This window comes from Sulfitobacter sp. HNIBRBA3233 (genome assembly GCF_040149665.1).
Taxonomy (GTDB): domain Bacteria; phylum Pseudomonadota; class Alphaproteobacteria; order Rhodobacterales; family Rhodobacteraceae; genus Sulfitobacter; species Sulfitobacter marinivivus.
Genome location: NZ_JBEFLP010000001.1, coordinates 1,123,079 through 1,147,642, shown reverse-complemented (window position 1 = coordinate 1,147,642; position 24,564 = coordinate 1,123,079). Strand labels below are relative to the sequence as shown.

General features: G+C 63.6%; 28 protein-coding genes. 11 read left to right on the top strand and 17 right to left on the bottom strand.

The features are described 5' to 3' along the window. Positions 1-54: 54 nt before the first annotated feature. The 5 genes from ABMC89_RS05500 (at position 55) to ABMC89_RS05480 (ending at position 4,172) form a co-directional block, all read left to right on the top strand. Positions 55-834 (top strand): SDR family oxidoreductase, encoded by a 780-nt coding sequence (locus tag ABMC89_RS05500; RefSeq protein WP_349566008.1) that lies wholly within the window; start codon positions 55-57, stop codon positions 832-834. Positions 835-969: 135 nt separating this feature from the next. Then, positions 970-2,325, top strand: coding sequence for a sodium:proline symporter (locus ABMC89_RS05495; RefSeq protein ID WP_349566006.1), 1,356 nt, complete (start codon positions 970-972; stop codon positions 2,323-2,325). Positions 2,326-2,361: 36 nt separating this feature from the next. Further along, on the top strand, positions 2,362-3,453 hold the full coding sequence (locus tag ABMC89_RS05490; RefSeq protein ID WP_349566005.1) for an ABC transporter ATP-binding protein: 1,092 nt from the start codon (positions 2,362-2,364) through the stop codon (positions 3,451-3,453). Between the two features lie 10 nt (positions 3,454-3,463). After that, positions 3,464-3,814 carry a Lin0512 family protein gene (locus ABMC89_RS05485; RefSeq protein ID WP_349566003.1) on the top strand — a complete coding sequence of 117 codons (351 nt, stop codon included), beginning with the start codon at positions 3,464-3,466 and terminating at the stop codon, positions 3,812-3,814. Continuing rightward, the gene (locus tag ABMC89_RS05480) at positions 3,807-4,172 is read left to right on the top strand and encodes a Lin0512 family protein (protein ID WP_349566001.1); all 366 of its coding nucleotides are present in this window, start codon (positions 3,807-3,809) and stop codon (positions 4,170-4,172) included. The genes ABMC89_RS05485 and ABMC89_RS05480 overlap by 8 nt, the downstream gene beginning before the upstream one ends. Before the next feature lie 18 nt (positions 4,173-4,190). On the opposite strand, the gene ABMC89_RS05475 is transcribed toward ABMC89_RS05480, so the two are convergent. Next, entirely contained in the window at positions 4,191-4,865 is a 675-nt protein-coding gene (locus ABMC89_RS05475) for a helix-turn-helix transcriptional regulator (RefSeq protein ID WP_349565999.1), read from the bottom strand. Positions 4,866-5,058: 193 nt separating this feature from the next. Between ABMC89_RS05475 and ABMC89_RS05470 the strand changes: the two genes are divergently transcribed. Genes ABMC89_RS05470 through ABMC89_RS05455 form a run of 4 tightly spaced genes read left to right on the top strand, consistent with a single transcriptional unit; the run spans position 5,059 to position 7,532 of the window. Then, a complete protein-coding gene (locus tag ABMC89_RS05470; RefSeq protein WP_349565997.1) occupies positions 5,059-5,280 on the top strand; it encodes a twin-arginine translocase TatA/TatE family subunit in 222 nt (73 codons plus the stop codon). Between the two features lie 6 nt (positions 5,281-5,286). Beyond that, on the top strand, positions 5,287-5,775 hold the full coding sequence (gene tatB, locus ABMC89_RS05465; RefSeq protein WP_349565995.1) for a Sec-independent protein translocase protein TatB: 489 nt from the start codon (positions 5,287-5,289) through the stop codon (positions 5,773-5,775). Positions 5,776-5,778: 3 nt separating this feature from the next. Continuing rightward, complete coding sequence (tatC, locus tag ABMC89_RS05460) at positions 5,779-6,693, top strand: twin-arginine translocase subunit TatC (RefSeq protein WP_349565993.1); 915 nt, start codon at positions 5,779-5,781, stop codon at positions 6,691-6,693. After that, positions 6,690-7,532, top strand: coding sequence for an ATP-binding protein (locus ABMC89_RS05455; RefSeq protein WP_349565991.1), 843 nt, complete (start codon positions 6,690-6,692; stop codon positions 7,530-7,532). Before tatC ends, ABMC89_RS05455 begins: the two co-directional genes overlap by 4 nt. Before the next feature lie 111 nt (positions 7,533-7,643). On the opposite strand, the gene ABMC89_RS05450 is transcribed toward ABMC89_RS05455, so the two are convergent. The 15 genes from ABMC89_RS05450 to ABMC89_RS05380 form a co-directional block, all read right to left on the bottom strand. Continuing rightward, positions 7,644-8,855 carry a peptidoglycan DD-metalloendopeptidase family protein gene (locus ABMC89_RS05450; RefSeq protein WP_349565989.1) on the bottom strand — a complete coding sequence of 404 codons (1,212 nt, stop codon included), beginning with the start codon at positions 8,853-8,855 and terminating at the stop codon, positions 7,644-7,646. Between the two features lie 98 nt (positions 8,856-8,953). Continuing rightward, positions 8,954-9,616, bottom strand: coding sequence for a protein-L-isoaspartate(D-aspartate) O-methyltransferase (locus tag ABMC89_RS05445; protein WP_349565987.1), 663 nt, complete (start codon positions 9,614-9,616; stop codon positions 8,954-8,956). Then, positions 9,613-10,398, bottom strand: coding sequence for a 5'/3'-nucleotidase SurE (surE, locus tag ABMC89_RS05440; RefSeq protein ID WP_349565985.1), 786 nt, complete (start codon positions 10,396-10,398; stop codon positions 9,613-9,615). The genes ABMC89_RS05445 and surE overlap by 4 nt, the downstream gene beginning before the upstream one ends. Positions 10,399-10,464: 66 nt before the next feature. Then, complete coding sequence (locus tag ABMC89_RS05435) at positions 10,465-11,106, bottom strand: SDR family NAD(P)-dependent oxidoreductase (RefSeq protein WP_349565983.1); 642 nt, start codon at positions 11,104-11,106, stop codon at positions 10,465-10,467. A gap of 45 nt (positions 11,107-11,151) precedes the next feature. Further along, positions 11,152-11,418 (bottom strand): type II secretion system protein N, encoded by a 267-nt coding sequence (locus ABMC89_RS05430; protein ID WP_349565981.1) that lies wholly within the window; start codon positions 11,416-11,418, stop codon positions 11,152-11,154. A 124-nt stretch (positions 11,419-11,542) separates the two neighbouring features. Continuing rightward, entirely contained in the window at positions 11,543-11,935 is a 393-nt protein-coding gene (locus ABMC89_RS05425; protein ID WP_349565979.1) for a DUF1801 domain-containing protein, read from the bottom strand. A 38-nt stretch (positions 11,936-11,973) separates the two neighbouring features. Then, positions 11,974-12,510, bottom strand: coding sequence for a histidine phosphatase family protein (locus ABMC89_RS05420; RefSeq protein ID WP_349565976.1), 537 nt, complete (start codon positions 12,508-12,510; stop codon positions 11,974-11,976). A 40-nt stretch (positions 12,511-12,550) separates the two neighbouring features. After that, a complete protein-coding gene (purF, locus tag ABMC89_RS05415) occupies positions 12,551-14,035 on the bottom strand; it encodes an amidophosphoribosyltransferase (protein WP_349568525.1) in 1,485 nt (494 codons plus the stop codon). 174 nt (positions 14,036-14,209) lie between these two features. Continuing rightward, on the bottom strand, positions 14,210-15,337 hold the full coding sequence (locus tag ABMC89_RS05410) for a PAS domain-containing sensor histidine kinase (RefSeq protein WP_349565974.1): 1,128 nt from the start codon (positions 15,335-15,337) through the stop codon (positions 14,210-14,212). Between the two features lie 83 nt (positions 15,338-15,420). Then, on the bottom strand, positions 15,421-15,978 hold the full coding sequence (locus ABMC89_RS05405; protein WP_349565972.1) for a CvpA family protein: 558 nt from the start codon (positions 15,976-15,978) through the stop codon (positions 15,421-15,423). A gap of 25 nt (positions 15,979-16,003) precedes the next feature. Continuing rightward, a complete protein-coding gene (gene radA / locus ABMC89_RS05400; protein ID WP_349565970.1) occupies positions 16,004-17,371 on the bottom strand; it encodes a DNA repair protein RadA in 1,368 nt (455 codons plus the stop codon). 65 nt (positions 17,372-17,436) lie between these two features. Further along, positions 17,437-18,207, bottom strand: a complete 771-nt coding sequence (locus tag ABMC89_RS05395; RefSeq protein WP_349565968.1) for a DNA repair protein — start codon at positions 18,205-18,207, stop codon at positions 17,437-17,439. 174 nt (positions 18,208-18,381) lie between these two features. Then, the gene (locus ABMC89_RS05390) at positions 18,382-18,858 is read right to left on the bottom strand and encodes a paraquat-inducible protein A (protein WP_349565966.1); all 477 of its coding nucleotides are present in this window, start codon (positions 18,856-18,858) and stop codon (positions 18,382-18,384) included. After that, positions 18,851-19,885: an alanine racemase gene (gene alr, locus ABMC89_RS05385; RefSeq protein WP_349565964.1), complete on the bottom strand. Its 1,035-nt coding sequence runs from the start codon at positions 19,883-19,885 to the stop codon at positions 18,851-18,853. The genes ABMC89_RS05390 and alr overlap by 8 nt, the downstream gene beginning before the upstream one ends. A gap of 47 nt (positions 19,886-19,932) precedes the next feature. Beyond that, a complete protein-coding gene (locus ABMC89_RS05380; protein WP_349565962.1) occupies positions 19,933-20,724 on the bottom strand; it encodes a DUF1194 domain-containing protein in 792 nt (263 codons plus the stop codon). 140 nt (positions 20,725-20,864) lie between these two features. Between ABMC89_RS05380 and ABMC89_RS05375 the strand changes: the two genes are divergently transcribed. Then, a complete protein-coding gene (locus ABMC89_RS05375; protein WP_349565960.1) occupies positions 20,865-22,181 on the top strand; it encodes an alpha/beta hydrolase family protein in 1,317 nt (438 codons plus the stop codon). After that, positions 22,178-22,906, top strand: coding sequence for a sterol desaturase family protein (locus ABMC89_RS05370; RefSeq protein ID WP_349565958.1), 729 nt, complete (start codon positions 22,178-22,180; stop codon positions 22,904-22,906). The genes ABMC89_RS05375 and ABMC89_RS05370 overlap by 4 nt, the downstream gene beginning before the upstream one ends. A gap of 18 nt (positions 22,907-22,924) precedes the next feature. On the opposite strand, the gene ABMC89_RS05365 is transcribed toward ABMC89_RS05370, so the two are convergent. Next, complete coding sequence (locus ABMC89_RS05365; protein ID WP_349565956.1) at positions 22,925-24,421, bottom strand: replicative DNA helicase; 1,497 nt, start codon at positions 24,419-24,421, stop codon at positions 22,925-22,927. Between the last annotated feature and the right edge of the window lie 143 nt (positions 24,422-24,564).

Below are 24,564 nucleotides of genomic sequence, written 5' to 3'. Positions count from 1 at the left end.
GTCTGCTGCGGGGCTGGTGTTTATTGGCGGCGAAATTGGACTGGAGGATGGGTTATGGATCTTGGAATCAAGGGCAAGAAGGCACTGGTTTGTGCGTCGTCCAAAGGGCTCGGGCTGGGCTGTGCCGAGGCACTGGCCGAGGCCGGCGTCGATCTGGTGATGAACGCGCGCGGTGCCGATACGCTGGAGGCCGAGGCACAGCGCCTGCGCGATGCCTACGGGGTGGAAATCACGACTGTTGCGGCGGACGTCGCGACCGAAGAGGGGCAGGCGGCTGTGATCGCGGCGGCAGGTGCGGTGGACATACTTGTCAACAACGCAGGCGGCCCGCCTCCGGGCAAGTGGACCGACTGGGACCGGTCGGATTTCATCGCGGCGCTGGATGCGAACATGCTCGCGCCGATTGCCCTGATCAAGGCGCTGGTGCCGGGGATGATGGACCGTGGCTGGGGCCGCGTGGTCAACATCACGTCGCAATCGGTGCGTGCACCCATCGCCGTTCTGGGGCTCAGCAATTCTGCGCGCACGGGTCTGACCGGCTATGTCGCGGGCACCTCGCGGCAGGTCGCGGGCAGCGGCGTGACGATCAACAACCTGCTGCCCGGTATTCACGCGACCGACCGTGCCGATGCGCTGGACGGCGCCGTCGTCAAACAGCAGGGCATCACGATCGAAGAGGCGCGCAAGCAACGCGCTGCGGGCATTCCGGCGGGCCGCTACGGCACGCGCGAGGAGTTCGGTGCCGCCTGCGCGTTCCTGTGCTCGCAACATGCGGGCTTTATCGTGGGGCAATCGATCCTTCTCGACGGCGGCGCGACCAACCTCACCATGTAGCAGGGCTTTGGCCCGTAGCGGATTCGGTCCGGCGCCCCTGTCGATCACAAATTCGGCAGGGGTGCTTTTTTTGGATGGCAGTCGGTGCGGGCTTCGCTTACCTCTGCGGCACATTTCCAAAGAGGTGGGCCAACCATGCAACCTGCTGTCCTGATTGCCGTATTCGGCGCTATCATCGTCCTGTCCATCCTCGCCGCGCCGCGTCGCGCAAGTGTCGAAGGGTTCTTTGGCGGGGCAGGCATGGACGGGCGCAGCCCCGGACTCTGGACCCTTGTACTCAGCCAGGTGACCACCTGGATTTTCGCCCGGTCCCTGATGAATGCCGCTATCCTGGGGTATTATTACGGCATTGCGGGCACCTTGGCCTATGCCGCCTATTACGCGTCGTTCCTGACCGGGGGCTTCATCGTGATGCGCCTGCGCGAGACCGGCGCGGGATCGGTGCAGGACTGGCTGGGGGCACGGTTCGGCACAATTGGAAACGGCTGCTACAATTTCGTCATTGCCCTGCGGTTGCTGTCCGAGGTGTTTGCCAATCTGATCGTCGTCGGGCTGATCTTCAACGCCGTGCTGGACGGCAGCGGGACAACTGCGATCCTGATCGTCGCGGGACTGGGGCTTGCGTATTCCGCCTGGGGCGGGCTCAGCGCGGCGCTGCGCACGGATGTGGTGCAGATGATCGTGTTCCTTGTGGTTTTCGGGGTGGCCTTCGTCGCGCTGGTCACGGCACCGGGGTTCGATCTGCCGGCGGTGCTGACTGCGCCGGGCGTTTCGGGGGCCTACAACGGATGGATCCTGCTGGCTGTCGCCGCGTTGCAGGTGTTCAGCTATCCCGCACATGATCCGGTGATGATGGACCGCGGGTTCATCGCCGATGCCGCAACCACGCGCGCCTCTTTCCTGCATGCCTTCTGGATCAGCACCCTGTGCATCATCGGCTTCGGCTTTTTCGGCATTCAGGCCGGTCTGGTCGGCGCCGCCTACGAGGGCGAGCTGATCGGCACCTGGGCGGGGATGTTCCCGGCCTGGGTCTTCGCGCTCCTGATGATCTCGCTGCTGGTCTCGGCGCTCAGCACGCTCGATTCAGCGCTGTCCTCCGCCGCCCGTCTGGTGGTCGAGGAAGGGGGCCTGCCGCGCACGCTGGGCGCGGGGCGTGCGGTGATGGTCGTGTTCATGGTGGCCGGAACGGTGCTGACGTTGTGGGGCAATGCGACGCTCTTCGATGCGGTCGCGGTGTCGGGCACCGCGTCGATGTTCCTCGCACCCGTGCTGATCGTGGGGCTGGTGATGGGCCGCTCGATTGCCCTCTGGGCCTATCTGGTTGCCTTCGGGGCCGCGATTCTGGGCGCTTTTGCCTATTTCGCACGGTCGTGGGAGGCGGTGGCCCCGCTGCTGCCCGAAGGTCACAAATACGAGCAGCTGCTGGTGATTTGCATCGTTGTGCTGGGGGTCGGTTTCGTGGCGGTGCTTGCAGGGATGCGGCGGGGCTGATAGGCGATCTCCGACCGAAATGATCGGATAACTGCCGTGGACCAGACACCGCGCCTCGAGATTCGCAACCTGTGTCGCAGCTTCGATGGACGCAGTGTCGTCGATGATGTGAGCCTCAAGATCATGCCCGGGCAGGTGACCTGCCTTCTGGGCCCCTCCGGCTGCGGCAAATCCACCACCCTGCGGATGATCGCCGGGGTCGAGATGCAGGACAGCGGATCGATCCACGTTGACGGCAAGCTGGTCTGCGACACGGTGTTTCGCGTGCCCCCCGAGCGGCGCGAGATCGGGCTGATGTTTCAGGACTTCGCGCTGTTTCCGCATCTGAGCGTGGGCGACAATGTAGCCTACGGCCTGCGCAAGATGAGCCGCGCGGACAAGCGCGCGCGCGCGCAGGAGCTTTTGCAACGGGTCGAGCTGGAACGCTACATCGATACCTTCCCCCACCAGCTTTCGGGCGGCGAACAACAGCGCGTGGCCCTTGCCCGCGCCCTCGCGCCGCGCCCCAAGATCATGCTGATGGACGAGCCTTTCTCGGGCCTCGACAACCGGCTGCGGGACGGGATCCGCGACGACACGCTTGGCATTCTCAAGCAGGAAGACACCGCCGTGCTGCTGGTCACGCACGAACCGGACGAAGCGATGCGGATGGCCGACGAGATCGCGTTGATGCGCAACGGGCGGATCGTGCAGCAGGGCGCGCCCTATAACCTTTATACACGTCCCATCGACCTCGCGTCGGTGGCGTTCTTTTCGGATGCAAATGTAATCCGGTCGCGCGTGCACGGCGCCTTGGCGCAGACGCCCTTCGGGCAGTTTCTGGCCCCCGGTCTGCCCGAGGGCACCGAAGTCGACATCGTGTTCCGCCCGCAGCATCTGCGCATCGATTTCGATCGCGGGGGCCGGGGGCCTTTGCCGACGGCCAAGGATGGGACGGCGGCGCGCGCCGTGGTCACCCGTTCGCGGTTCATGGGCAACGAGAGCCTTGTGGAATTCACCCTCGATGAGGGCGGGACCATGCTGAAATCCACGGTGCCGAACGTCTTCCTGCCGCAGCCCGGGACCGTGATGTGGTTGACCGTCCCGCGCAATCGCTGTTTCGTATTCGAAGCGGGAAAACTGGCCTGAGGAGGTGCGGATGAAGACCTTGCTGGTGGAGTTCGGGATGGGAACGTCGCTCAGGCGCGGGGATTACACGCAAGCGGCCAAGCGCGCGGTCGAGGATGCGCTCTGGCACAATTCGATCAACCTTGCGGAGCTTTTCGGATTTGAAAAGGAAGACATGCGTATCACGCTCGATGTCGGGGTGCAGGAGCCCGACCGCGTCGATGTGGACGCGCTGCGCGCCGTGTTCCCTTACGGAAAAGTGACGGTGAATGTGGCCAAGGGCGGTCTGGACGTGCCGCGCCCCGAGGGAGAGGGCAATCCGACAGTGATGGCAAACGTCGCCCTTTCGGTCGGTTTCGAGATGGAGCGCACCGATGGATGAGGGCCGTCTGATCATCGAAATGGGCATGGGCAACGACCTGCACGGTATGGATTACACCAAGGCCGCGAAGCGCGCGATAGAGTACGCGTTTCGCCATTCCAGCCTGCCGATCTTCGGCGTCACGGGCATGGCCCACGACCGGATGCGGGTCCAGGTGACGGTCGGAGTGCAAGACCCCGATGCGATCGATCTGGATGCCCTGCGCGCCGTCCTTCCGAGGGGGCGCGCGGAAGTACGGGCCGTCAATGGCGGCCTGAACGTGGAGGTCAACGGCGAAACCGTGGTTGTCGCCCAGGCTGCCGTGGAGGCGTTCTTGCCGCAGCAGGAGGGGTGGACACTCAGCGACAGGACCGACTGAAACGCTTTGCCGCTGGGATCAGGCGCGGGCGGGATCGAAATCCGAAAGCGTCTTGCCCGGCTCGTCGGCAAAGAGTTCCGGCAGCGCCTCGGCATTTTCGATCAGGTCCAGACGGAATACCCTGTGCGCCGCGCGCAGTTCGCACCATGCGGTGACAGACCAGACGCGGCCCAGATAATCCATATGCAGCGGGCGTATCGTGCGCAGGGTGACGGTCCCGTCCGCCGCGGTATAGGTGATCCGCAGTTTCTGGCGCGCGCGGATCGCGGCGCGGACGGTCGGCATCTGGGCAAACCCGCGCACCGCATCGGCAAAGGGGCTTTGCGCATGCCGCCATACCGCGGCCGTATCCACGACAGTCTCGGGCAGGCCCGCGTCGATCTTCGCCGCGACACTTTCGGCGGCGGCGCGCAATTCGGGGTCGGCCAGCTCCACCGCGATGGCCAGACCGAGGTTCAGCGCCTCAAACTCTTGCGGGGACAGGGCAAGCGGCGGCAGGGTCGTCTGCGCGTGCAGCCGGTATCCTTCGCCCCGCGTGCCCTCGACGGGTACGCCCGCTGCCTGCAATTTCTCGATATCGCGGTAAAGCGTGCGTTCGGACACCCCCAGCCGCTGCGCCATATCCCGTGCCCGGTGCAACGCGCCGCCGCGCAACAGCTGCATGATCTGGAAGGGGCGGGTGTTTCGGGGCATCTGGATCTCCGGCATCTGGATACTGACATAAACCTGTCAGTTGGTCCGTGCAACGGCCTCTGGCAACGGCTCGCGCGCCGTTTTCGCGGTGCTGACGCGGCGAGGACCATTTTGCAGGGGCGCAGCGGCTGCTAGGAAAGACGGCAATACAGGTCCTTCACGGGACTGAGCATTCATTCATGGGAGAACGAAGATGCTGAACAATATTGGTCTGCCGGGTCTGCTGCTGATCGCGGTCGTTGTGCTGGTTCTTTTCGGACGGGGCAAGATTTCGTCGCTGATGGGTGAGGTCGGCAAGGGCATCACCAGCTTCAAGAAGGGCATTTCCGAAGGCGAGAAAGACCTGAGCGACGAGCAGACAGGTGAGATTGCCAGCACACCACAGCCGGACGTCGAAACCAAGGACAAGGTATAATCCGCCATGTTCGATCTTGGCTGGAGCGAAATGCTGGTTGTGGGGATCGTGGCGTTGATCGTCGTCGGCCCCAAGGATCTGCCCGTGCTGTTCCGCAAGGTCGGGCAGTTCGTCGGCAAGGCAAAAGGCATGGCGCGTGAATTCACCAGTGCGATGAACGACGCGGCTGACCAGTCCGGGATGCGCGATATCTCGTCCGGGATCAACAAATCGCTCAAGGCCGCCTCCAATCCGGTAGGGTCCGCGATGGACGGGGTGAAGAGCGCCGCAAAATCGCTGACCGATCTCGATCCGGCAAGCGAGACAGGCAAGCTTTCGGCAGAGCGCAAGGCCAACGCCAAGAAGATAGAGGCTTCCAGCGCCCGTGCCGCCGCCGAACGCAAGGCGCGCGAGGCGCGCGAGGCACTGGAAAAGGCGGAGGCGCTTGAAGCCTCGCTGGATGAAAGCCCCCCAGCGCCGGAAGCGGACGCGGAAGCTGCAACGAAAGCAAACTGACACATGAGCACTTCGGACGATATCGACGACAGCGCCGCCCCGCTGATCGAACACCTGGCTGAGCTGCGCACGCGGCTCATCCGGTCCGTTCTGGCGTTTATCGTGGGCATGATCATCTGCTTCAGCTTCGGCTCGGCGATCCTCGATTTCCTGCTGGTTCCGATCGAAAAGACCATGCGCGACCTCGGGAACCCCAATCCGGTCATGCAATATACCGCGCCGCAGGAGTATTTCTTTACCCTCGTGCGCATTTCCATGGTGGGCGGGCTGGCGATCAGTTTTCCGGTGATCGCCAACCAGCTGTGGCGCTTCGTGGCGCCGGGCCTCTACAAGAACGAGAAAAGCGCGTTTCTTCCGTTCCTGATCGCCTCTCCGGTGTTGTTCCTGCTGGGCGCGTCCTTTGCACATTACGTTGTCGTGCCATTGGCGATGCAGTTCTTTCTGGGCTTCTCGGACGCGGCGTCCTTTCTCGCCGCGATGATCGTCGAGGGAGAGGCAGCCACATCGGGCATCGACATCGTGTTCAACGGCAAGGTGAACGAAAGCCTTGATATCACGCTTAAAATGATTGTCGCCTTCGGGCTGTGCTTTCAGTTGCCGGTGCTTCTGACCCTCATGGGCAAGGCCGGGCTGGTCACTGCCGAAGGGCTGGGCAACGTCCGCAAATACGCGGTCGTCGGGATCCTGCTGCTTGCGGCGCTGGTCACGCCACCCGATGTGGTGACGCAGGTGATCCTGTTTGTCGTGGTTTACGGGCTTTACGAGATTTCGATCTGGCTGGTGGCGCGTGTGGACGCCAAGCGCGAGGCACAGCTGCGCGCCGATGGCTACTACGACGACGAAGAAGACTTTGACACCATGAGCGATGACTTGGCTACAGACGACGAAGACCCCATCGTCGAGGACCGCGATAAATGATCGACGATCCGATGGACCGTATCGCCGCGGCGCTGGAGCGGATTGCTCCGGCGCCGCTAAAGGCTCCCGATTTCGCTGGCGCCAGTGCCTTCGTGTGGCACACCGCTCCGGACAGGCTGGAACCTGTGGCCAGGGTGTCGCGGATCGATCTGGACCTTCTGGTGGGCATCGAACGGGCGCGTGACACGCTGCTGGAAAACACCCGCCAGTTCGCCGCCGGACTGCCTGCGAACAACGCACTTCTCTGGGGTGCGCGTGGCATGGGAAAATCAAGCCTTGTGAAAGCGATACACGGCTCTCTTCACGCGGATTTCCCGGAGTTGAAGATCGTCGAGCTCCAGCGCGAGGACCTGCCGTCGGTGGGGCGGTTGCTCAACCTCCTGCGGGGGGCCTCCGAGCGTTTCATCCTCTACTGCGATGATCTGAGCTTTGGCCACGATGACGCCCATTACAAATCGCTCAAGGCGGTGCTGGATGGTGGAATCGAAGGACGGCCGGAGAACGTTGTGCTTTATGCCACGTCGAACCGCCGTCATCTGATGCCGCGCGACATGATCGAGAACGAGCGCGGGTCGGGCATCAATCCCGGTGAAGCGGTCGAAGAGAAAGTATCCCTGTCGGACCGGTTCGGTCTGTGGCTGGGATTCCACACCTGCGATCAGGACCAATATCTTTCGATGATCCGGGGGTATTGCGATGCTCACGGTGTCGAGATCGACGATGCGACCCTGCGCGCGGAAGCGGTCGAATGGCAGGCGACCCGCGGGTCACGGTCGGGCCGCGTGGCCTGGCAGTATTTTACGGATCTTGCGGGCCGCAAGGGCGTCGCCCTGCGCTGAGCCTGCTCTGTCCCGACACACCTGCGCCAAAACCAGTAGCTATCGCCTCTACCGGGCCCCAGTCGTGTGCAGGAACGCGCGTCCGACAGCATCGGGCGCGCGTTTGGCCGGTCAGTTCAGATAGGGGTTCGGATCGACACTCTCGAAGCCCTTGCGCACCTCGAAATGCACAAAGCTGTCGTCGCCGCCGCGCAGTTTCGCGATCGACTGCCCGCGCGACACGCTGTCGCCCTTGGCCACGGACACGTCGGTGACGTTGGCGTAGACCGTCAGCAGGTTCTCGGCGTGGCGCACCACGATGATCGGGATGCCGTCAGCGCTTTTGGTGATCGCGGCGACTGTTCCGGTGTCCGCCGCGTTGACCGGTGTGCCGGGGGCGGCCTTGATGTTGATGCCTTCGTTCTTGCCCTTCACGTAATCACGGATGATTGTCCCCGTTACGGGCCGGACCAGTTTGCCAGCGGCGGCGGGGGCGGTCGTCTTGCCGATGTCGGCGACCGGTTTGGGCGGTGCTGCCGCCGGTTCAGCCGGTTTGGCGACGGCGGCGGGCTCTACCTTCTCGGCGGGCAGAGGTTTGGTGGCCGAGGGCGGTGTCGGGGTCGCTGATCCCTCACCTGGGCGCGGGACAACGGCGGCCGTTTCCGGCGCGGGCGCACGGCGCGGCGCCTGTGCGGACGGCACGGGGATCAACAGGAACTGGTCCGCCCGGATCGCGAAATCGGGGCCGAGGCCGTTCCATTCGGCAAGATCCTTCACCGGCACGTTGTAAAGCCGCGCGATGGTGAAGGCGGTCTCGCCACGTTCGACCTTGTGGCGGATCGGCTCTTGCGCGCGGGGGACGGGGGCAGGTGCAGGTGCCGCAGGCTGGGCTGCCTGTGTGGCAGGTGCAAGCGGAGCCGTCTGCACGCCCGGTGTCGGTGGCACGCGGTCAATCGCGCCCCCCGCGACAGAGGCGATATCCACAGGTTGCAGCGGGCCGCTCGCGGCGGCGCCAGTGGCAGGCGAGGGCTCGGCAACGCGCGATGGCAGGGCGATGATCTCGTTCCGCCGCAGCTCTACATCCGGCGCAATTCCGTTGAACGAGGCCAGTCTTCCCGGCTCGATCCCGACGCGGCTGGCCACATCGTTGATCGTATCGCCGCGCCGTGCGACTGCGACCTGATAGTTGGGATAGGAAATGACGCCACGGTCGTCCGGCTCGGGGCGCTCTGCCAGGGGCACCTGAGCGGCGTCTGCGGTTGTAAATCCGCCGCCGATGCCGCGCAGATCCATATCCAGCGGCTGCGAGCATGCCGAAAGGGCAAGGCTGGCAGTTCCTGCCATGAGAACGTGCCAAACGGCACGGTGACGAATAAACGGTATCATGGAAAACCTCTTCACTGCCGATCCCGTGTGCCCGGGGCTGGGTAAGTTATATCAGATTATGTGTCCTTGCCCAACCCTTCGAGAAGCGGGACAAAGCGGACCGGGCGCATTTCATCGTATTCCAGACCCTGCGCCGTCTTGCGCACGCGGATGAGGTGCTGAACCGCGTCCGACTGACCTACGGGCAGCACCATGACGCCCCCTTCCTTGAGCTGCGCGAGCAGCGGGCCGGGGGGGTCCTCGGCGGCGGCGGTCACGATGATGCGGTCGAACGGCGCCTGTTCGGGCAGTCCGAAGCTGCCGTCGGCGGTGATCGCGGTGATGTTGGTCAGATCGAGCGCGTCGAAAACACCGCGCGCCTCGCGGACGAGGCGCTGGTGGCGGTCGACGGTATAGACACGGCGCGCCAGCCGCGACAGGATCGCGGCCTGATAGCCCGAACCGGTCCCGATTTCGAGCACCTTGTCGCGCGGGCTGACCTCCAGTGCCTGCGTCATCAGACCCACCACCGAGGGCTGGCTGATGGTCTGCCCGCAGGCGATGGGCAGCGGCATATCCTCGTAGGCGCGTTCGGCGAAAATACCGCGGATGAACGGGCCGCGGTCGACCCACTCCATCGCTTCGAGCACCCGCCGGTCGGTCACCCCTTTGGATCGCAGGGCGTAGAGGAACTGCATCTTGCGTTCCGCTGACGAATCCTGCGGGAGATCGTCGGTCATGTGTCGATGTCCGTCAGCGCGGGCAGCGCGTCGTGGGCGGTAAGATCGGCGCGCATCGGCGTGACCGACACATAGCCTTCCAGATTGACCGCAGCATCGGTGCCGGCAGCGGGCGGAATCTGCTGGTTGCCGCCCGAAATCCACAGGAACCGCCGGCCGCTGGGCGCCGTGTGCGGAATGGTCGAGAAATTCACGCCCGTGCGCCGCCCCTGCGGCGCGGCGCGGATGCCTTTGACCTCTGCTGCCGCGACGGGCGGGAAATTGACGTTCCAGAACACGGTATATCCGTTTGCGTCACGGGCGGGCTGCTTCAGGATCCGCTGGCAGACCTCGACGCCGTAGGCCGCGGCGGCCTCGAACGGGTCGTCGAGATCGCGATTTCCGGGGCCGTAGAATTGCGACAGGGCAATCGACGGCACCCCCTGAAGCGCGCCTTCCATCGCCGCACCGATGGTGCCGGAGTAGAGCGTATTCTCGGCAGCGTTATTGCCACGGTTCACGCCGGAGAGGATCAGATCCGGCGGGGTGTCCTTCATCGGATCGTAGATCGCGCAGAGCACGCAGTCAGCCGGGCTGCCCTCGATCATGTAGCGGCGCGGTTCGAGCTGCGTGATCAGCGTGGGTTTGGTGTAGTTGATGCAGTGGCCGACGCCGGATTGTTCAAACGCGGGTGCGACGGTCCAGACCTCGCCATCCGGACCGGCGAGCTTGCGCGCGATTTCGGAGAGGGTGACGAGCCCCGGTGCGTTGATGCCGTCGTCGTTGGTGATCAGTATACGCATGACGCCCCCTTTGCGTGGCTGTCCGCTTGATAGACGGCAGGGGCGGTACGGGCAAGCGGGTCGCGGTCAGAGACCGATCTCTTTCAGCAGGCGTGCTGCTTCTGCATGGATGTCGTTCAGCGCCTCGCGATCTTCGCCCGGATAGAACCGTGCGCGGGTCGCCGTCGGCATCGGTTTCGGTGTCAGAACATCGACCTTCGGGCCAATGCGGCTGCTTTCCGTCTGCCAACTGCGGGCGAGGGCGATCTGGGCGTCTTTCGTGGCGCCGTAGCTGCCAAAGAAACTCTGTCCGGCGACCGGATCCTCGAAAAACACCGCCCGCCCGCTTTGCCCCAGAAGCGGGGCGACATAGGTGATCAGCCGCGCGGTGGCAGTCACGTTGCACTCCAGCGACTTCGCCAGATCCTTTTCGTCGACATGCGGTGTGGGTGTCAGCGGTGCTGCGTGGATCGCCGTATGCAGCCAGAGGTCGAGACTGCCCCAACGGTCGTGGATGCCGCGGCACAGGGTCGCCATGGCGCCCGCTTCGGTCACATCCATCGGGGCAAGCGTCGCGGCGCCACCCTTGGCCTTGATCCGGTCGTCAAGCTCTTCCAGCGCGCCGACGGTGCGGGCCACGGCGATGATGTTATGGGTGGGGGCCAGCGCCTCGGCCAGCGCGGCACCGAGGCCGCGCGACGCGCCTGTGATCAATGCGGTATGTGTCATGGCGCGCATATGCGGTGTAGGGGCGGGCGGGGTCAAGGGGATTGCTCAGCCCCGCGGCAGGCTGATGACCATTTGGCCGCCGAAACCCGACAGCACCACCCGGTCCGCGCCGATGGCCTGAACGGTGCGACCGTTGACGCTGTCGCCCACGTCTACCCGCTGGGTGCCGCCCCTTGGCAGCCGGATCAGCGCGGAGGGATTGGACGTGCTGCCGAAAACGCCCAGCAGGGCCATCCGGTCGAGCTTTGCTTCGGTCGTTGCCAGTTCCTTGACCTTTTCGGGGGTCGGTGTGCCGTCCTGATCGCTTGCCATGTGACTTCTCCCAATCCGGAATGTCGATTACAGTCCGTGCAGCTAGCGAAGGTCCGGGACGACCGAAAGCGGTAAAGATATGGATCGGCAAAGCCTTGCCGGAGGCTGGGCCGAAAGGTGCTGATCAGCGTTTCAGGTGATACGCAAAGGTCAGCCGGGCGAGGTGGTCGACCGCATCGGCAGGCACGGGCGCATCCAGATCGAACCGCAGGGCACGATTGTTTTCATAGGTGAATACATCGGGATAGATGTCGCGCATCGTCGCCGCCAGCGTGGTTTTACAATCGACGAAAAGCGCAAGTGTCCGGGGCGAGTTGACCTGCCATGCGGCCCGCAGGGTGCTGCCCTGCCTTAGGCGTTTGGGCCGCCAGGCGGGTTCGCCCCACTTCAGGCTTTCTGCAATCTCGCCCGCGTCCATGCCCGCCGCAGCGTTTAGAATCACCGCGCGCAGGTGCCGGAACCTGTCCTGTGCGGCCTCGGGCCAGAGAGCGGTCGTCGCGGCGAAGGGATCGTTCATGCCCGCAGCCTAGCAGAGCAGGGCACGCCTGTCTTGCGTCACGGATCGATCAGGATGCTGCCAAGGCGCTCAACCCCGTCCGGCACCAGCCGGAATACGATGATCTCGCCCGACCGTGCGCCGGTGCCGATCAGCGCAGAGATATTGACCTGATGGGTCACCAGCATCACGCGGCCTTCGGTCTGCCGCAGCGCCTCCAGCAAGTCGGCGGTTTGCGGTTCGCGGCGCTCGAAGCGGCGAAAGAAGGAGTTCAGCGCAGGCAGATCGCGCGGCGCGCCGAAATCCAGCAGCTCTGCGGTTTCGCGCGCGCGGCACCACTGGCTGGTCAGCACAGTGTCAAAGGTAATCCCCTCGGCGCGCAGCGCGTCGCCGGTGCGGCGGGCCTGCGCACGGCCTCTGTCGCTGAGGTTGCGTTGGGTGGCGCAATCACCAAGCGTGAACTCCGCCGGATCGCCGGTGCCGGGCGCCAGTGCGTGGCGCATGATCGCAATCGCACCGGGTTCTTTCAGCGCATCCCAATCGTTGGCCCAAAGCGGGCCGGCAACAAGGCAGAGGAGGAGGATAAGTCTACGCATGCCCCGAACCTAGGCTGGTTCGGGGCCGCGTCCAGTAGGGTTACTCGGCCGCTGGCTTCATCACGAAGCCGTCTTCGACCTTGTCGGCGGGCGTAACGGGGTATTCGCCCGAGAAACACGCGTCGCAATACTGCGGGCAGTCGTTCTTGCGGCCTTCGGCCTCGCCCACCGCGCGGTATAGCCCGTCGAGCGAGATGAACCTGAGGCTGTCGACCCCCAGATGGTCTCGCATCTCGTCCTCGGACATGGTAGCGGCCAGCAGCTTGTCCCGTTCGGGCGTATCGACGCCGTAGAAACACGGCCAGGACGTGGGCGGGGAGGCGATTCGGAAGTGCACCTCCTTGGCGCCGGCGTCGAGGATCATCTCCTTGATCTTGCGGCTGGTCGTGCCGCGCACCACGCTGTCGTCAACGAGGATCACGCGCTTGCCGCGGATCAGCGCGCGGTTCACGTTGAGTTTCAGGCGCACACCCATATTGCGGATCTGCTCGGTCGGCTCGATAAAGGTACGACCCATGTACTGGTTCCGGATGATCCCCATGGCGTAGGGAATCCCCGATTGCAGGCTGTAGCCGATGGCCGCGGGTGTGCCGGAATCGGGCACCGGGCAGACCAGATCGGCGTCGACGGGCGCTTCGATGGCCAGTTCACGCCCGATCGCCTCACGGGTTTCATAGACGGAACGCCCGCCCAGAATGCTGTCGGGGCGCGAGAAATAGACATGCTCGAAGATACAGAACTTGGACGGTTGCGGGCGGAAGGGGAAATGGCTTTCGACACCTTTTTCGGTAATCACGACCATCTCGCCCGGCTTGATCTCGCGGACGAATTCGGCGCCGATGATATCCAGCGCACAGGTTTCCGAGCTGAGTGCCCAGCCATCGCCGATGCGGCCCAGCACCAGTGGGCGCACGCCCAGCGGATCGCGCACGCCGATCAGCTTGGTGCGGGTCATGGCGACGACGGAAAACGCGCCTTCGACGCGGCGCAGGGCGTCTTCCATCCGTTCGGGGATATTGCGCTGCAACGAGCGTGCCATCAGGTGGATGATGCATTCACTGTCCGACGAGGACTGGAAGATCGACCCGCGCTCGATCAGCTCGCGGCGCAGGGAATTGGCATTGGTGATGTTGCCGTTGTGCGCGATCGCGGCACCGCCCATGGCAAATTCGCCGAAGAAAGGCTGCACATCGCGGATCGCGGTCTGGCCCTTCGTTCCGGCGGTGGAGTAGCGCACATGCCCGATCCCGAGAGAACCGGGCAGCGTTTTCATGATCGTCTCGGATGTGAAGTTGTCGCGGACATAGCCGAACCGGCGCGCGGACTGGAAACCGGCCTCGTCGTCGTAGGTCACGATGCCGCCTGCCTCCTGGCCGCGGTGCTGTAGCGCGTGCAGGCCGAGGGCCACGAAATTCGCTGCGTCGGCAACGCCGACGACACCGAAAATGCCGCATTCCTCTTTGAGTTTGTCGCCGTCCTCGCCATCGTTCAGATAGCTGTCGTCGAACGGATGGGCGGGGGGCATTGTCTTCGGCGTGGTCTGGGACAAGGGAGGGCTCCTGAAACCGGCACGGGATGATGCTCTCTTACGGAACTCGGCTGGGAGAGTCACGCGCCGTTTGCGCATTGTCCCCAAGGGCGGGTCGCAGATGCATCGCTTGACCGGTCAATTAATCGTTTTTGCGCAAATCACAAGGGCTCAGGCGCCGCGCCGGTCCAGGTGCCTGCCTGTCGTCGGATGATTGCGGGCGCGGGGCAGTTCGATCACGCCCTCACGCGCCGACAGGGTGCTGCCGGGCAGGGTGAAGCAGACCGTGCTGCCGGGGGAATCATGGTTGTTGCTTGCGCTGATCCGGCCGCCACGGGCGCGGATCAGGCGCCTGACGCCCAAGAGGCCGTAGCCGCTGTCCACGCGGAAATCGCCGGTTTCCAGAAACGCGATCCCCGGGTCGGTAAACCCGGCGCCATCATCGCTGAGCGATATCTCGATCATATTGCCCTCGGCCTGTACGGCGCGGCAGCACAGGTGCAGATTGTCCGACTTGCCGTGTTTGAAGGCGTTTTCGATCAGGTTCCGCAATACGATCTGAAAGATCGTCCTCTCGGCGGTCAGCGACAGCGGGCTGCACTCCACCCTATGGCTGTGCTGCGGATCGAGGATGCTGTGGATGTCACCTACCAGATCGGCAAGATCGAAAAGCGAGGACCGATCCGAATGGCTGACGGCATTGGCATGGGCCAGAACGTCGGAGATCAGGGTCATCGCCTTGTTCGCCGTCTTATCAAGCAGATCGAGTATCCGGAGCTTGCCGTCGCCCATATCGGCGAAATTCTCGCGCAGCATTTCGGTCAGCATCGCGACATTGCGCATCGGCGTGCGCAAGTCATGGGCTGCCATATTCACGAACTGTTCGACTTCGGATCCAATGGACTGCAACTTGGCCTGGGTGGCATTGGCGATCCATTCGGAAGAGACATCTTCGGAGTGCCCGATGAGACGCAGCAGATTGCCCTGCTTGTCGTACTGCGGGCACAGCGTGGTCCGCACCATGCGGATTTCTTCGCCGAAAGGCAGTTCGAATTCATACCGCCGCTGTTTGCCTTCCGCGATGGTTTGCATCTGTTCGCGTTCGGCAGCCAGCCCGTATTCCTCGCCGAAGGCTTCGGAGGTCGACCTGCCCACGAAATCGGAGAGGGGCCTGCGCAGACGGCGCAGGGCCTCGGCGTTGTAATGGGCATATACCGGTGGCCCGTCCGGCCTGACATGGAGCACGAAGACGGGCGTCGGCACACAATCTACAAGGTCAAACAGGTCGGTTTCCGACATGCGCATTCTCCATCGCCACTTGCAATACAGCAGTAGGGCGTGGGGATTAATGCGAGCCTAATCGCGGCAACCGAATTGCCGGATCAGCTGGCCGAGCAGCTTGCGACGAGGTCTTCGTATTTGCCTGTGATCCAGCCAAGTGCCTGATCGGGATCGGAATTCTGGATGTCGTCGGTGAATTGGCCGAAGACAACGGCAGAGCGGCTTTCGTCGACGATGGTGAATTGCTGGCCGGTGATGACGGTCGAATAAACGAAGAAGGCGATGGCCACCAGAAGGATGCCGCGCGCAACGCCGAAGATAAAGCCGAGCGCCTGATCGAAGCCTCCGAGGATGGAACGCTGCACAAGCGACGAAAACAGTGGCGTGAACAACGAGACGATCACGAGCGTGATCGCGAGGACCAGTGTGAACGCCCCGATGATCGACAATTCGCAGCTGTCTGCGAGGAACTCTCCGACGACAGGCAGTTCGCGGACCAGAGGTTCGACCTGCGGTGCGAAGAGATAGGCCAGCACGGCGGCAGCGATCCAACCGACAATGGCCATCAGCTCGCGCACGAAGCCGCGACCGTAGGCCAGCAGCGCTGACATCACGATCACAAGCGCCACAACGCCGTCAATGACGGTAAACCCTTCCATGCGCCTCAACCTTTATCTCGCGACGCTAGCCAGCGCCGAAAATTTCACCAACAAATCCGATCAGATCGGCCATGGGCCGTACCGTAATGCCGTCGACGCCGACGGATTTTCCACCCCGGGGCGCGAGTGCGCTTGTAAAACCAAGTTTCTGCGCCTCTTTCAACCTGTTTTCGGTCTGTGTTGCAGGCCGCAGCGCGCCCGAAAGGCTAAGTTCCCCGAAAACAACAGTTTCCGCCGGAAGGGCCGTATCCTCGCGTGCGCTGAGAAGCGCCGCCGCCACGGCCAGATCGGCGGCAGGTTCGCTGATCTTCATGCCGCCGGCAACATTGAGATAGACATCGAGACCCGCAAAGGGGATGCCGCAGCGCGCTTCCAGAACGGCAAGGATCATCGCCAGCCGGCCGCCATCCCATCCCACAACCGTCCGTCTGGCCTGTGCATGCGGAGAGGGGGCAACCAGCGCCTGTATCTCGCACAGGACCGGACGCGTGCCCTCGATCCCGGCGAAAACCACCGATCCCGGGCTGGGCGCGCCGCGTTCGGACAAGAACAAGGCAGAGGGGTTCGCGACTTCGGACAGGCCCCGGCCCGTCATCTCGAAAACGCCGATCTCGTCCGCAGGACCGAAGCGGTTCTTGACCGATCGCAGGATGCGGAAAGGGTGGCCGCGTTCGCCTTCGAAATAAAGGACGGTGTCGACCATATGTTCGACCACGCGCGGCCCCGCGATCTGGCCGTCTTTGGTGACATGGCCCACCAGCACCACCGAGGTGCCGCTGCGCTTGGCGAAGCTGGTCAGTTCGTGACTGGCCGCGCGGACCTGACTGACCGATCCCGGCGCGCTTTCGACGTTGTCCGCCCACATGGTCTGGATCGAGTCGATGATCGCCAGATCGGGACGCTCGCGGTCCAGCGTGGTCAGGATATCGCGCAGGTTCGTCTCGGCGCCGAGTTTGACAGCCGCATCCGCAAGGCCCAATCGCCTTGCGCGCATACGCACCTGCGCCGACGCTTCCTCGCCCGAGATATAGACGACCTTCAGGCCCCGCGCGGCAAAAGCGGCGGCGGCCTGAAGCAAGAGGGTGGATTTGCCGATGCCCGGATCGCCGCCCACAAGGGTGGCAGAAGCGGCGACCAGCCCGCCGCCCAGAACCCGGTCGAGTTCGGACAGGCCGGACATGCTGCGCTCGGGCGGTGCTTCTTCCGTCGCAAGGTCGAGCAGGGTCATCGCGGATCCGCGGCGGGCGCCCAGCGACTTGGATGGCGGACCGGCAGAGATGCCTTTGTCTTCCTGGATCGTGTTCCACTCACCGCAGGCATCGCAGCGCCCGGACCATTTGGGATAGGTCGCGCCGCAATTGGCGCAGGTGAATGTCGTGACGGGTTTTGCCATGGCGCCTAGATGCAGCGTGCAGGGGGCAGGGTCAAAGGAAAACTGGCACGGGTGCCGGTGACGCCTTATTCGGCTGCCTTGGGCAATTCATAGACCGAGTTGTCAAGCATGGTCGGGTCGAGGGTGTCTGCCCTATTGTCCGAGGGCGCATCGGGCGCGAGGGCGACCGTGGTCTCGCGACCGAGTTGTGGCATGATCTCGTTCATTTCCTCGCGCAGGCGGGCAAGCTGGGCCGCGGCGACGCTTTCCTCAAGCTCTACTTCATGCAGCCAATGCTTCATCTCTGTCGAGATCGCCTTGGCCTGTTCGAGCCGGTCGTTGAACTGACCGATTTCTTCCTGCCGCTGCTTGAGGAAGCTGCGCGCGCGCTCGATCTTCTCATCCGCGTAGACATCCGCCAGTTCGCGGCTGACGTGGCTCATCTGGGCGGCAGTTTCCAGCACGGCGGGTTCCAGCGACCCCAGATCGGGATGATCGCGCAGATAGGCAAGACGTTCGCGCACGCTGTCGAATTCCGAACTGAGCTGGAAGGTGCGGCCCCGGTCGGCGGCATGCACGGCACCGTAGGCGCGGGCCACATCGTTCATCGAGACAGAGAAGCTGCGGTGCGAGTTTTCCAGCTGCATGATGCGGGCATTGGCTGGCAGGAAAAAACAGATCGCGGCGGCCAGAACGGTCAGGAAAATCTGAAAGTACATTCCTGCGTTTTCAACAGGTGCCCCGGCATAGCTGATCGGGAGCTCGATCCAGTTCCAAAGACCCAGTGCCGCCATCGCGGTGGCGGTCGTCAGCGCTGCGGCACAGGCCGCGAAAAACACCAGTGCTGCGCGCTGCATCAAATACTGAAGAAAGAAACCAATCGACCTCAAATGCGTCATTTTGTACCCCACCGGACCTATAAGCAAGAACCTGCCGAAAAACCCGTGAAGTCAGCGTAAAGTTCCAACTAAACTGTGCAAGGAAAAATTTACGCCTGTTCATGTCACCATTATGTGACTGTTGACGTTACGTTATGCAATTGTTTGATTTTTCGCGGATTGTGCGGTTTTCCAGCTGATCCACAGCGACGCCAGTATGCAGAAACTGAAAAGGTAAAGGCCCCACGCGACCTCGACACGGCCGATGCCGATTCCCTTCGTGACCGTGATGAAAAGCGCGATCAGGAAGATATCCGCCATGGCCAGACGGCCCAGATGCCACAGGGGTCCTTCCAGCCGCCTGTCCAGCAGGCCGAAGTGCAAAAGCGCCAGGCCGAGCGTCTTGAGGCAGGGGGCGACCAGCGCGAAGACGGTGACCATCAGCGCCAGAAAAATGTCCGTCTGCCACAGCGATTGCAGCCCCGTTATCACCGAAATCTCGTCGAGCCCGAAGAGCGGCAGCAGCCCCGCGCGCACCAGCGGTGCGAACCACGCAACCGGATAGAGCGCCAGCAGGCAAAGATTGGCGATGACAAGCACACGGGGCGCGGCGCGGCGCGGGTCAGTCACGCCAGACGCGGTGGTATCTGGCGCCGAGGCTGGTCAGGATCTCGTAGCCGATGGTCCCGGCAAAGCCCGCGACAGTGTCGACGGACTGGTGCAGCCCGATCAGTTGCAGGCTTTGCGGTGTCTCGCGCAGATCCGTCACGTCAACTGTGATGAGGTCCATCGATACGCGACCGATCACCGGTACGGCAATGTCACCGTGGTGCAGGCGCGCATCCCCGCCCATCGCGCGGATCAGACCGTCGGCATAGCCCGCCGATATCGTCGCAACCCGCGAGGGGCGTTGCGCTGTCCACGCGTTCGCATAGCCCACCGTTTCGCCGGGCAGAACATCGCGCACCTGTACGACGGGAATATCCAGCGTCACCACCGGACGGGCATCCACATAGGGCAGCCCGCCGTAGAGGCCGACACCGGGGCGCACAAGATCGTAGTGGAAATCGGGTCCGAGCAGCGTGCCGCCCGTTGCCGCGAGCGAGCGGGGCACGTCGATGCCCGCTGTCATCTCGTCGAAGGCGCGGCGCTGCTGGTCGTTCATAGGATGGGCAAACTCATCCGCGCAGGCCAGATGCGACATGATAAGCGTCGGGTTCTGGGCCAGCGCGATGTCGCGAAGGGCGGACCACTCGGCGGGCTCCATTCCCAGACGGTTCATGCCGGTATCGAGTTGCAGGCCGAACGGGTGGCCGGGCAGGGCTTCGACATGGCGCAGCATCTGGTCGATGGAATTGATCATCGGCGTCAGGTCGGCGCTGGCGATGCGCTCGGCATCCCCCTCCATATGTCCCGAAAAGACCGAAATCGTCGGCCCCGGTCCCAGCGCGCGCCTGAGCGCTGTGCCTTCTTCCGCCACGGCGACAAAGAACGCGCGCGCGCCCTCGCGGGCAAGACGCGCGGCGACGCGCTCCGCCCCGAGGCCGTAGCCGTCCGCCTTGACGACTGCGGCGGTTTCCACCTGCGCAATCTGCGCCAGCGCGCGCCAGTTGCCCGCAAGGGCGTCGAGATCAATGGTGAGTGTGCCGGTTGTCATGGGCGCGGTTTTGACAGGATCACCAAAACAGTCAAGAGCGACAGCCCTCAGGGCACGCCGAAATAGCCGCGATTGCGCTGCCAGATCTTCTCGCCGACCTGACAATCGTAGGCCTGCGCGCGATGGATCTGCGCGGGCTGGGGCGGCTGCGGGCCCACGCCCGCGATTTCCAGCACCATCTTGCGTTTGACCGCGTCGGCGAAGGCATCCCACCCCAGCACCGGCAGCACAAAGGCACCCGGCCCGCCGATGACGCAATTGGCATAGTATATGTCGAGGTCGGGAATGCCCCAGAGTTCGCTCATCGTGTCCTGGGTCATCAGCGGCAGCCCGTTGATCGTGATCCGGCGGGCGACGATTTCGTCGCGCGCGGCGCGCACGGGCAGTCCCATGTTGTTCGGCCCATCGCCGGAGATGTCGATGACCCTGCGCAGCCCTTCAAAGCTGTTCTCTTCGATCAGGCGCGCGGCGAACCGCAGCGCCGATGACAGGGACGTGCGGCGCAGCCCCTCGTCATAGGTTGCGGTGATGGCCTCCGCCACAGACTGCGCCCCGGTGGCATCGCTGATCTCTGTCCATGGGACGATGATGCGCTGGCTGCCGTCGCCCGCCCATTCCACGTATGTCAGCGCGATCCGGCCCAGAAGGCCGCTTTCGATGGCCTGAAGCACCTCGGGTGCGCGCAGCGCTTCGGCGTAGCCACGGCGCTGGATCTCAAGCTCGGCTGGCGACATCGACCGCGAGACATCGACCGCAAGCACCAGTTCGACATCGACTTCGCGGGCGAACAGCGTGACGGGAAGGCACAGAAGGGCGAGGACGATCGGAATAAGGCGCATATCCGCATGCTGACGCATCCCGCGTCAGCTGTCCAATAACGGTTTCGTTTCGCTCTGCGAAAGGTCCCTACGTCAACTGCGGAAGTTTCTTGAGCGACCGCGCGAAGCGGCTACACTCCCGCAACCAGGAGGAGACCAAAATGAAAAGAACACTTACCACGCTAGTCCCTGTCGCGATGGCCGTGTCGGGGACAATGGCGCTTGCCAACCCGATCGACACACAGCTGCCGAATGCGCCCGAACTGGCCGCCTACGGCGATCTGCCCGTTGGCGTGCGCCAGATGGAACTGGTCAACCCCGATCAGATCGACATTCTCGCCATTGATCCCGCGGCCGAGAAACCCGATGAATTCCCCCGCTACGATCGCCCCCTGACGGTCGAAATGTGGTATCCCGCCGCCGAAGGGGCCACCGGGTCAAACGAATACCGCGCCTATCTGCGCGACGGCACGACCGAAGTGACGCTGACAGGCCGCGCGATGCGCGATGCGCAAGCCGCAGCTGCCGACAGCCTCTATCCGCTGATCCTGATCAGCCACGGGTATCCCGGCAACCGCTTTCTGATGGCGCATCTGGCCGAGAATCTGGCCTCCAAGGGCTACGTTGTGGCCTCCATCGACCATACCGACAGCACCTACCGCACACAGGCGGCTTTCGGATCGACGCTGGTGAACCGGTCGCTCGACCAGCTTTTCGTGCTCGAAGAGATGGCGAAGATGGGCGGCGAGGGCGGCGAGTTCGCCGGTCTCTATGATGCCGACAACACCGGCCTTATCGGCTATTCGATGGGCGGCTACGGCGCGATCATCACTGCCGGTGGCGGTGTCACGGAAACCTCCGTGGGCTATAGCTGGGGCGCACCGCATGGCACGCTGGGTATCCATCAGGCCGGGTCTGACACGCACAACAATCTGCCCGATCCACGGATCAAGACCGCTGTCGCCTTCGGCCCGTGGGGCATGAACACGGGCTTCTGGGATGCCGAAGGCCTCGCCGGTGTGCAGATCCCGATGCTATTCCTTGCCGGGTCGCAGGACGATACATCGCTCTACGAAAAAGGCGTCCGCGCGATCTGGGAGAATGTCACCGGTGTCGAGACCGCGTTGCTGACCTACGTCAACGCGGGCCACAACGCAGGCGCGCCCATGCCCGCCCCCGAGGAAAGCTATTACTTCAACGAAGACAAAGGCTTCAACATTTCCGAGCACTACAGTGATCCGGTCTGGGATACCGCACGGATGAACAACATCGCGCAGCATTTCGTGACCGCGTGGATGGACAGTTACCTCAAGGGCAGCAACGAAGCGGGCGAATACCTCGATCTGGTCGAGAATTCGAACGACGGCGTGTGGTCGGTCAACGATGACGGCTCCGAGAAAGAGGACCACAGCTACTGGGCGGGCTTTGACGAGGGAACGGCCAAGGGCCTGACCTATGAGGTCAAATCGCCTGAATGATGCAGCGCCTGCGCATCCTGACATCCCACGCCGCGGTCAACCTCATGGCCGCGGCGTGCTTTTCTGCGCTGGCGGCTTTGGCGGTATGGGGCCCGGGCTGGGTCTGGGCCTTTGTGCCGCTGGGGGTCGGGGCGCAAATGTTGAATGAATACAATCTGCACCGGTTCGTTTTTCATCTGCTGCCGCCGCGGGCGCAATGGGCGTTTGATCTGCTCTACCGCGCGCATTACGGGCATCACGACTTTCCGACGAACGAAAAGCTGTTCTTCGTGCCGGTCTGGGTGGCCGTGCCGATGCTGCTGTTCAATTTCGGGGCGCTCTGGGCGATCCTTGCGGCGCTGGGCGTGGCGGATGCTGTCTGGATCGCGGTTGCCATCGTCCCTGTGGGCGGGGTGCTGGCGTTCCTCGGCTATGAGTGGTTCCACATGACATCACATCTGCCGGTGCGCAAAACGCGGGTGGAGCGGTATGTGACTACCCTGCACAACCAGCACCATTTCAGGGACTTCACCAAATGGTTCCACGTCAGCCCCGGCGGTGCCGTGATCGACCGCGCGATGGGAACGGCCATCGACCGCGAGACGCTGAAAACGCGCCAACGAAGCGAATTCATCCGGACACTCGGCCTGCGGCCGGACGATCCGCGCCTTGTGTCGGCGCGGCGGCGCTTCGCGACCCGCTATGGCCTGACCGAGGGCGAGATCGCGCGGGCCGCTGCGCATTAGCGACGCGGTAGGGCGCGCTCAGAACTCCTGATCGTCGCTGCCCTGCTGCCAGGGCTTCACCAGATTGCCGAAGCGGGTAAACCGGCCCTCGAAGCTGAGCTCGACAGTGCCGATGGGCCCGTGGCGCTGCTTGCCGATCACGACTTCGGCGCGCCCGTGCAGGCGCTCCATCTCTTCCTGCCAGACCGCCATCTTGTCGAGCTCGTGATCGCCCGGCTTCTCGCGCTCCTTGTAGTATTCCTCGCGGAACACGAACATCACCACGTCCGCATCCTGCTCGATGGAGCCGGATTCGCGAAGGTCGCTCAGCTGCGGGCGCTTGTCCTCGCGGTTTTCCACCTGACGGCTGAGCTGTGACAGGGCGATCACGGGGATATCGAGCTCTTTCGCGATGGCCTTGAGGCCCATGGTGATCTCGGAAATCTCGTTCACGCGGTTTTCGGATTTGCCGGTGCCGCGCACCAGCTGGAGATAGTCGATGATCAACACGTCAAGGCCATGCGTCCGCTTCAGCCGCCGCGCCCGTGCGGCAAGCTGGGAGATCGGCAGGGCGGGCGTGTCGTCGATGTAAAGCGGGCAGGCTTCCAGCGCCTTGGCGGCATCCACGAAGCGGCGGAATTCCTGTTCGGTCATGTCGCCCGACCGGATCTGCTGGCTGGGAATCTCGGCGGCTTCCGACAGGATCCGCGCGGCAAGCTGTTCGGCGCTCATCTCGAGGCTGTAGAACCCGACGACACCGCCGTCCACCGCGCCTTCCGTGCCGTCCGGCAATTGACCGCGCTTGTAGGCCTTGGCCACGTTGAAAGCGATGTTGGTGGCAAGCGAGGTCTTGCCCATGGACGGGCGCCCCGCGAGGATCAGAAGGTCGGACCGGTGCAGACCGCCGAGCTTCTTGTCCATGTCGATGAGGCCGGTAGAGACGCCAGACAGGCCACCGTCGCGCTGGTAGGCCGCGTTGGCCACATTCACCGCGTCCGTTACCGCCTTGAGAAAGCTCTGAAAACCGCTTTCGACCTGGCCCTGTTCGGCAAGCTTGTAAAGCTGCTGCTCGGCTTCGACGATTTGCTCGCGCGGCTCGTTCGCCACATCCACCGACGCCGCCTTGGCGGCGATGTCGCGGCCCAGTGCGATCAGATCGCGGCGCACGGCCAGATCATAGATCATCTGCGCGTAGTCGCGCACCGCAAAGGCCGAGATCGCGGCAGAGGCGAGGCGGGCAAGGTAGGCAGGCCCGCCGAGTTCCTTGAGGCCCTCGTCGTCTTCCATGAACGCCTTGAGCGTGACGGGGCTGGCGAGGTTGTTCTTGGCGATGCGGGCGGCGGCAATCTCGAAAATGCGCGCGTGCACGGGATCGTAGAAATGCCGCGGACCGATGATCGAGGCGACGCGGTCGTAGATGTCGTTATTCGTCAGAATCGCACCCAGAAGCTGCTGCTCGGCCTCGATGGAATGCGGCATGGTTTCGGCCGCCTGAACGGCAATGCCTGCGGTGTTGACGGATGAGATCTCGTTCATTTTTCTGCCCCTGATTTGCCCCTGCGTGGTCTTACCGAAGGGGGCCGTTTGGCGCAAATTGTATGTTTCTGGGGATAACCCGTGGATACCCCGCGCGCGTCAACATCTTGCGATGCGCGCAGGGGTTGCGTCAACAGCTTGTG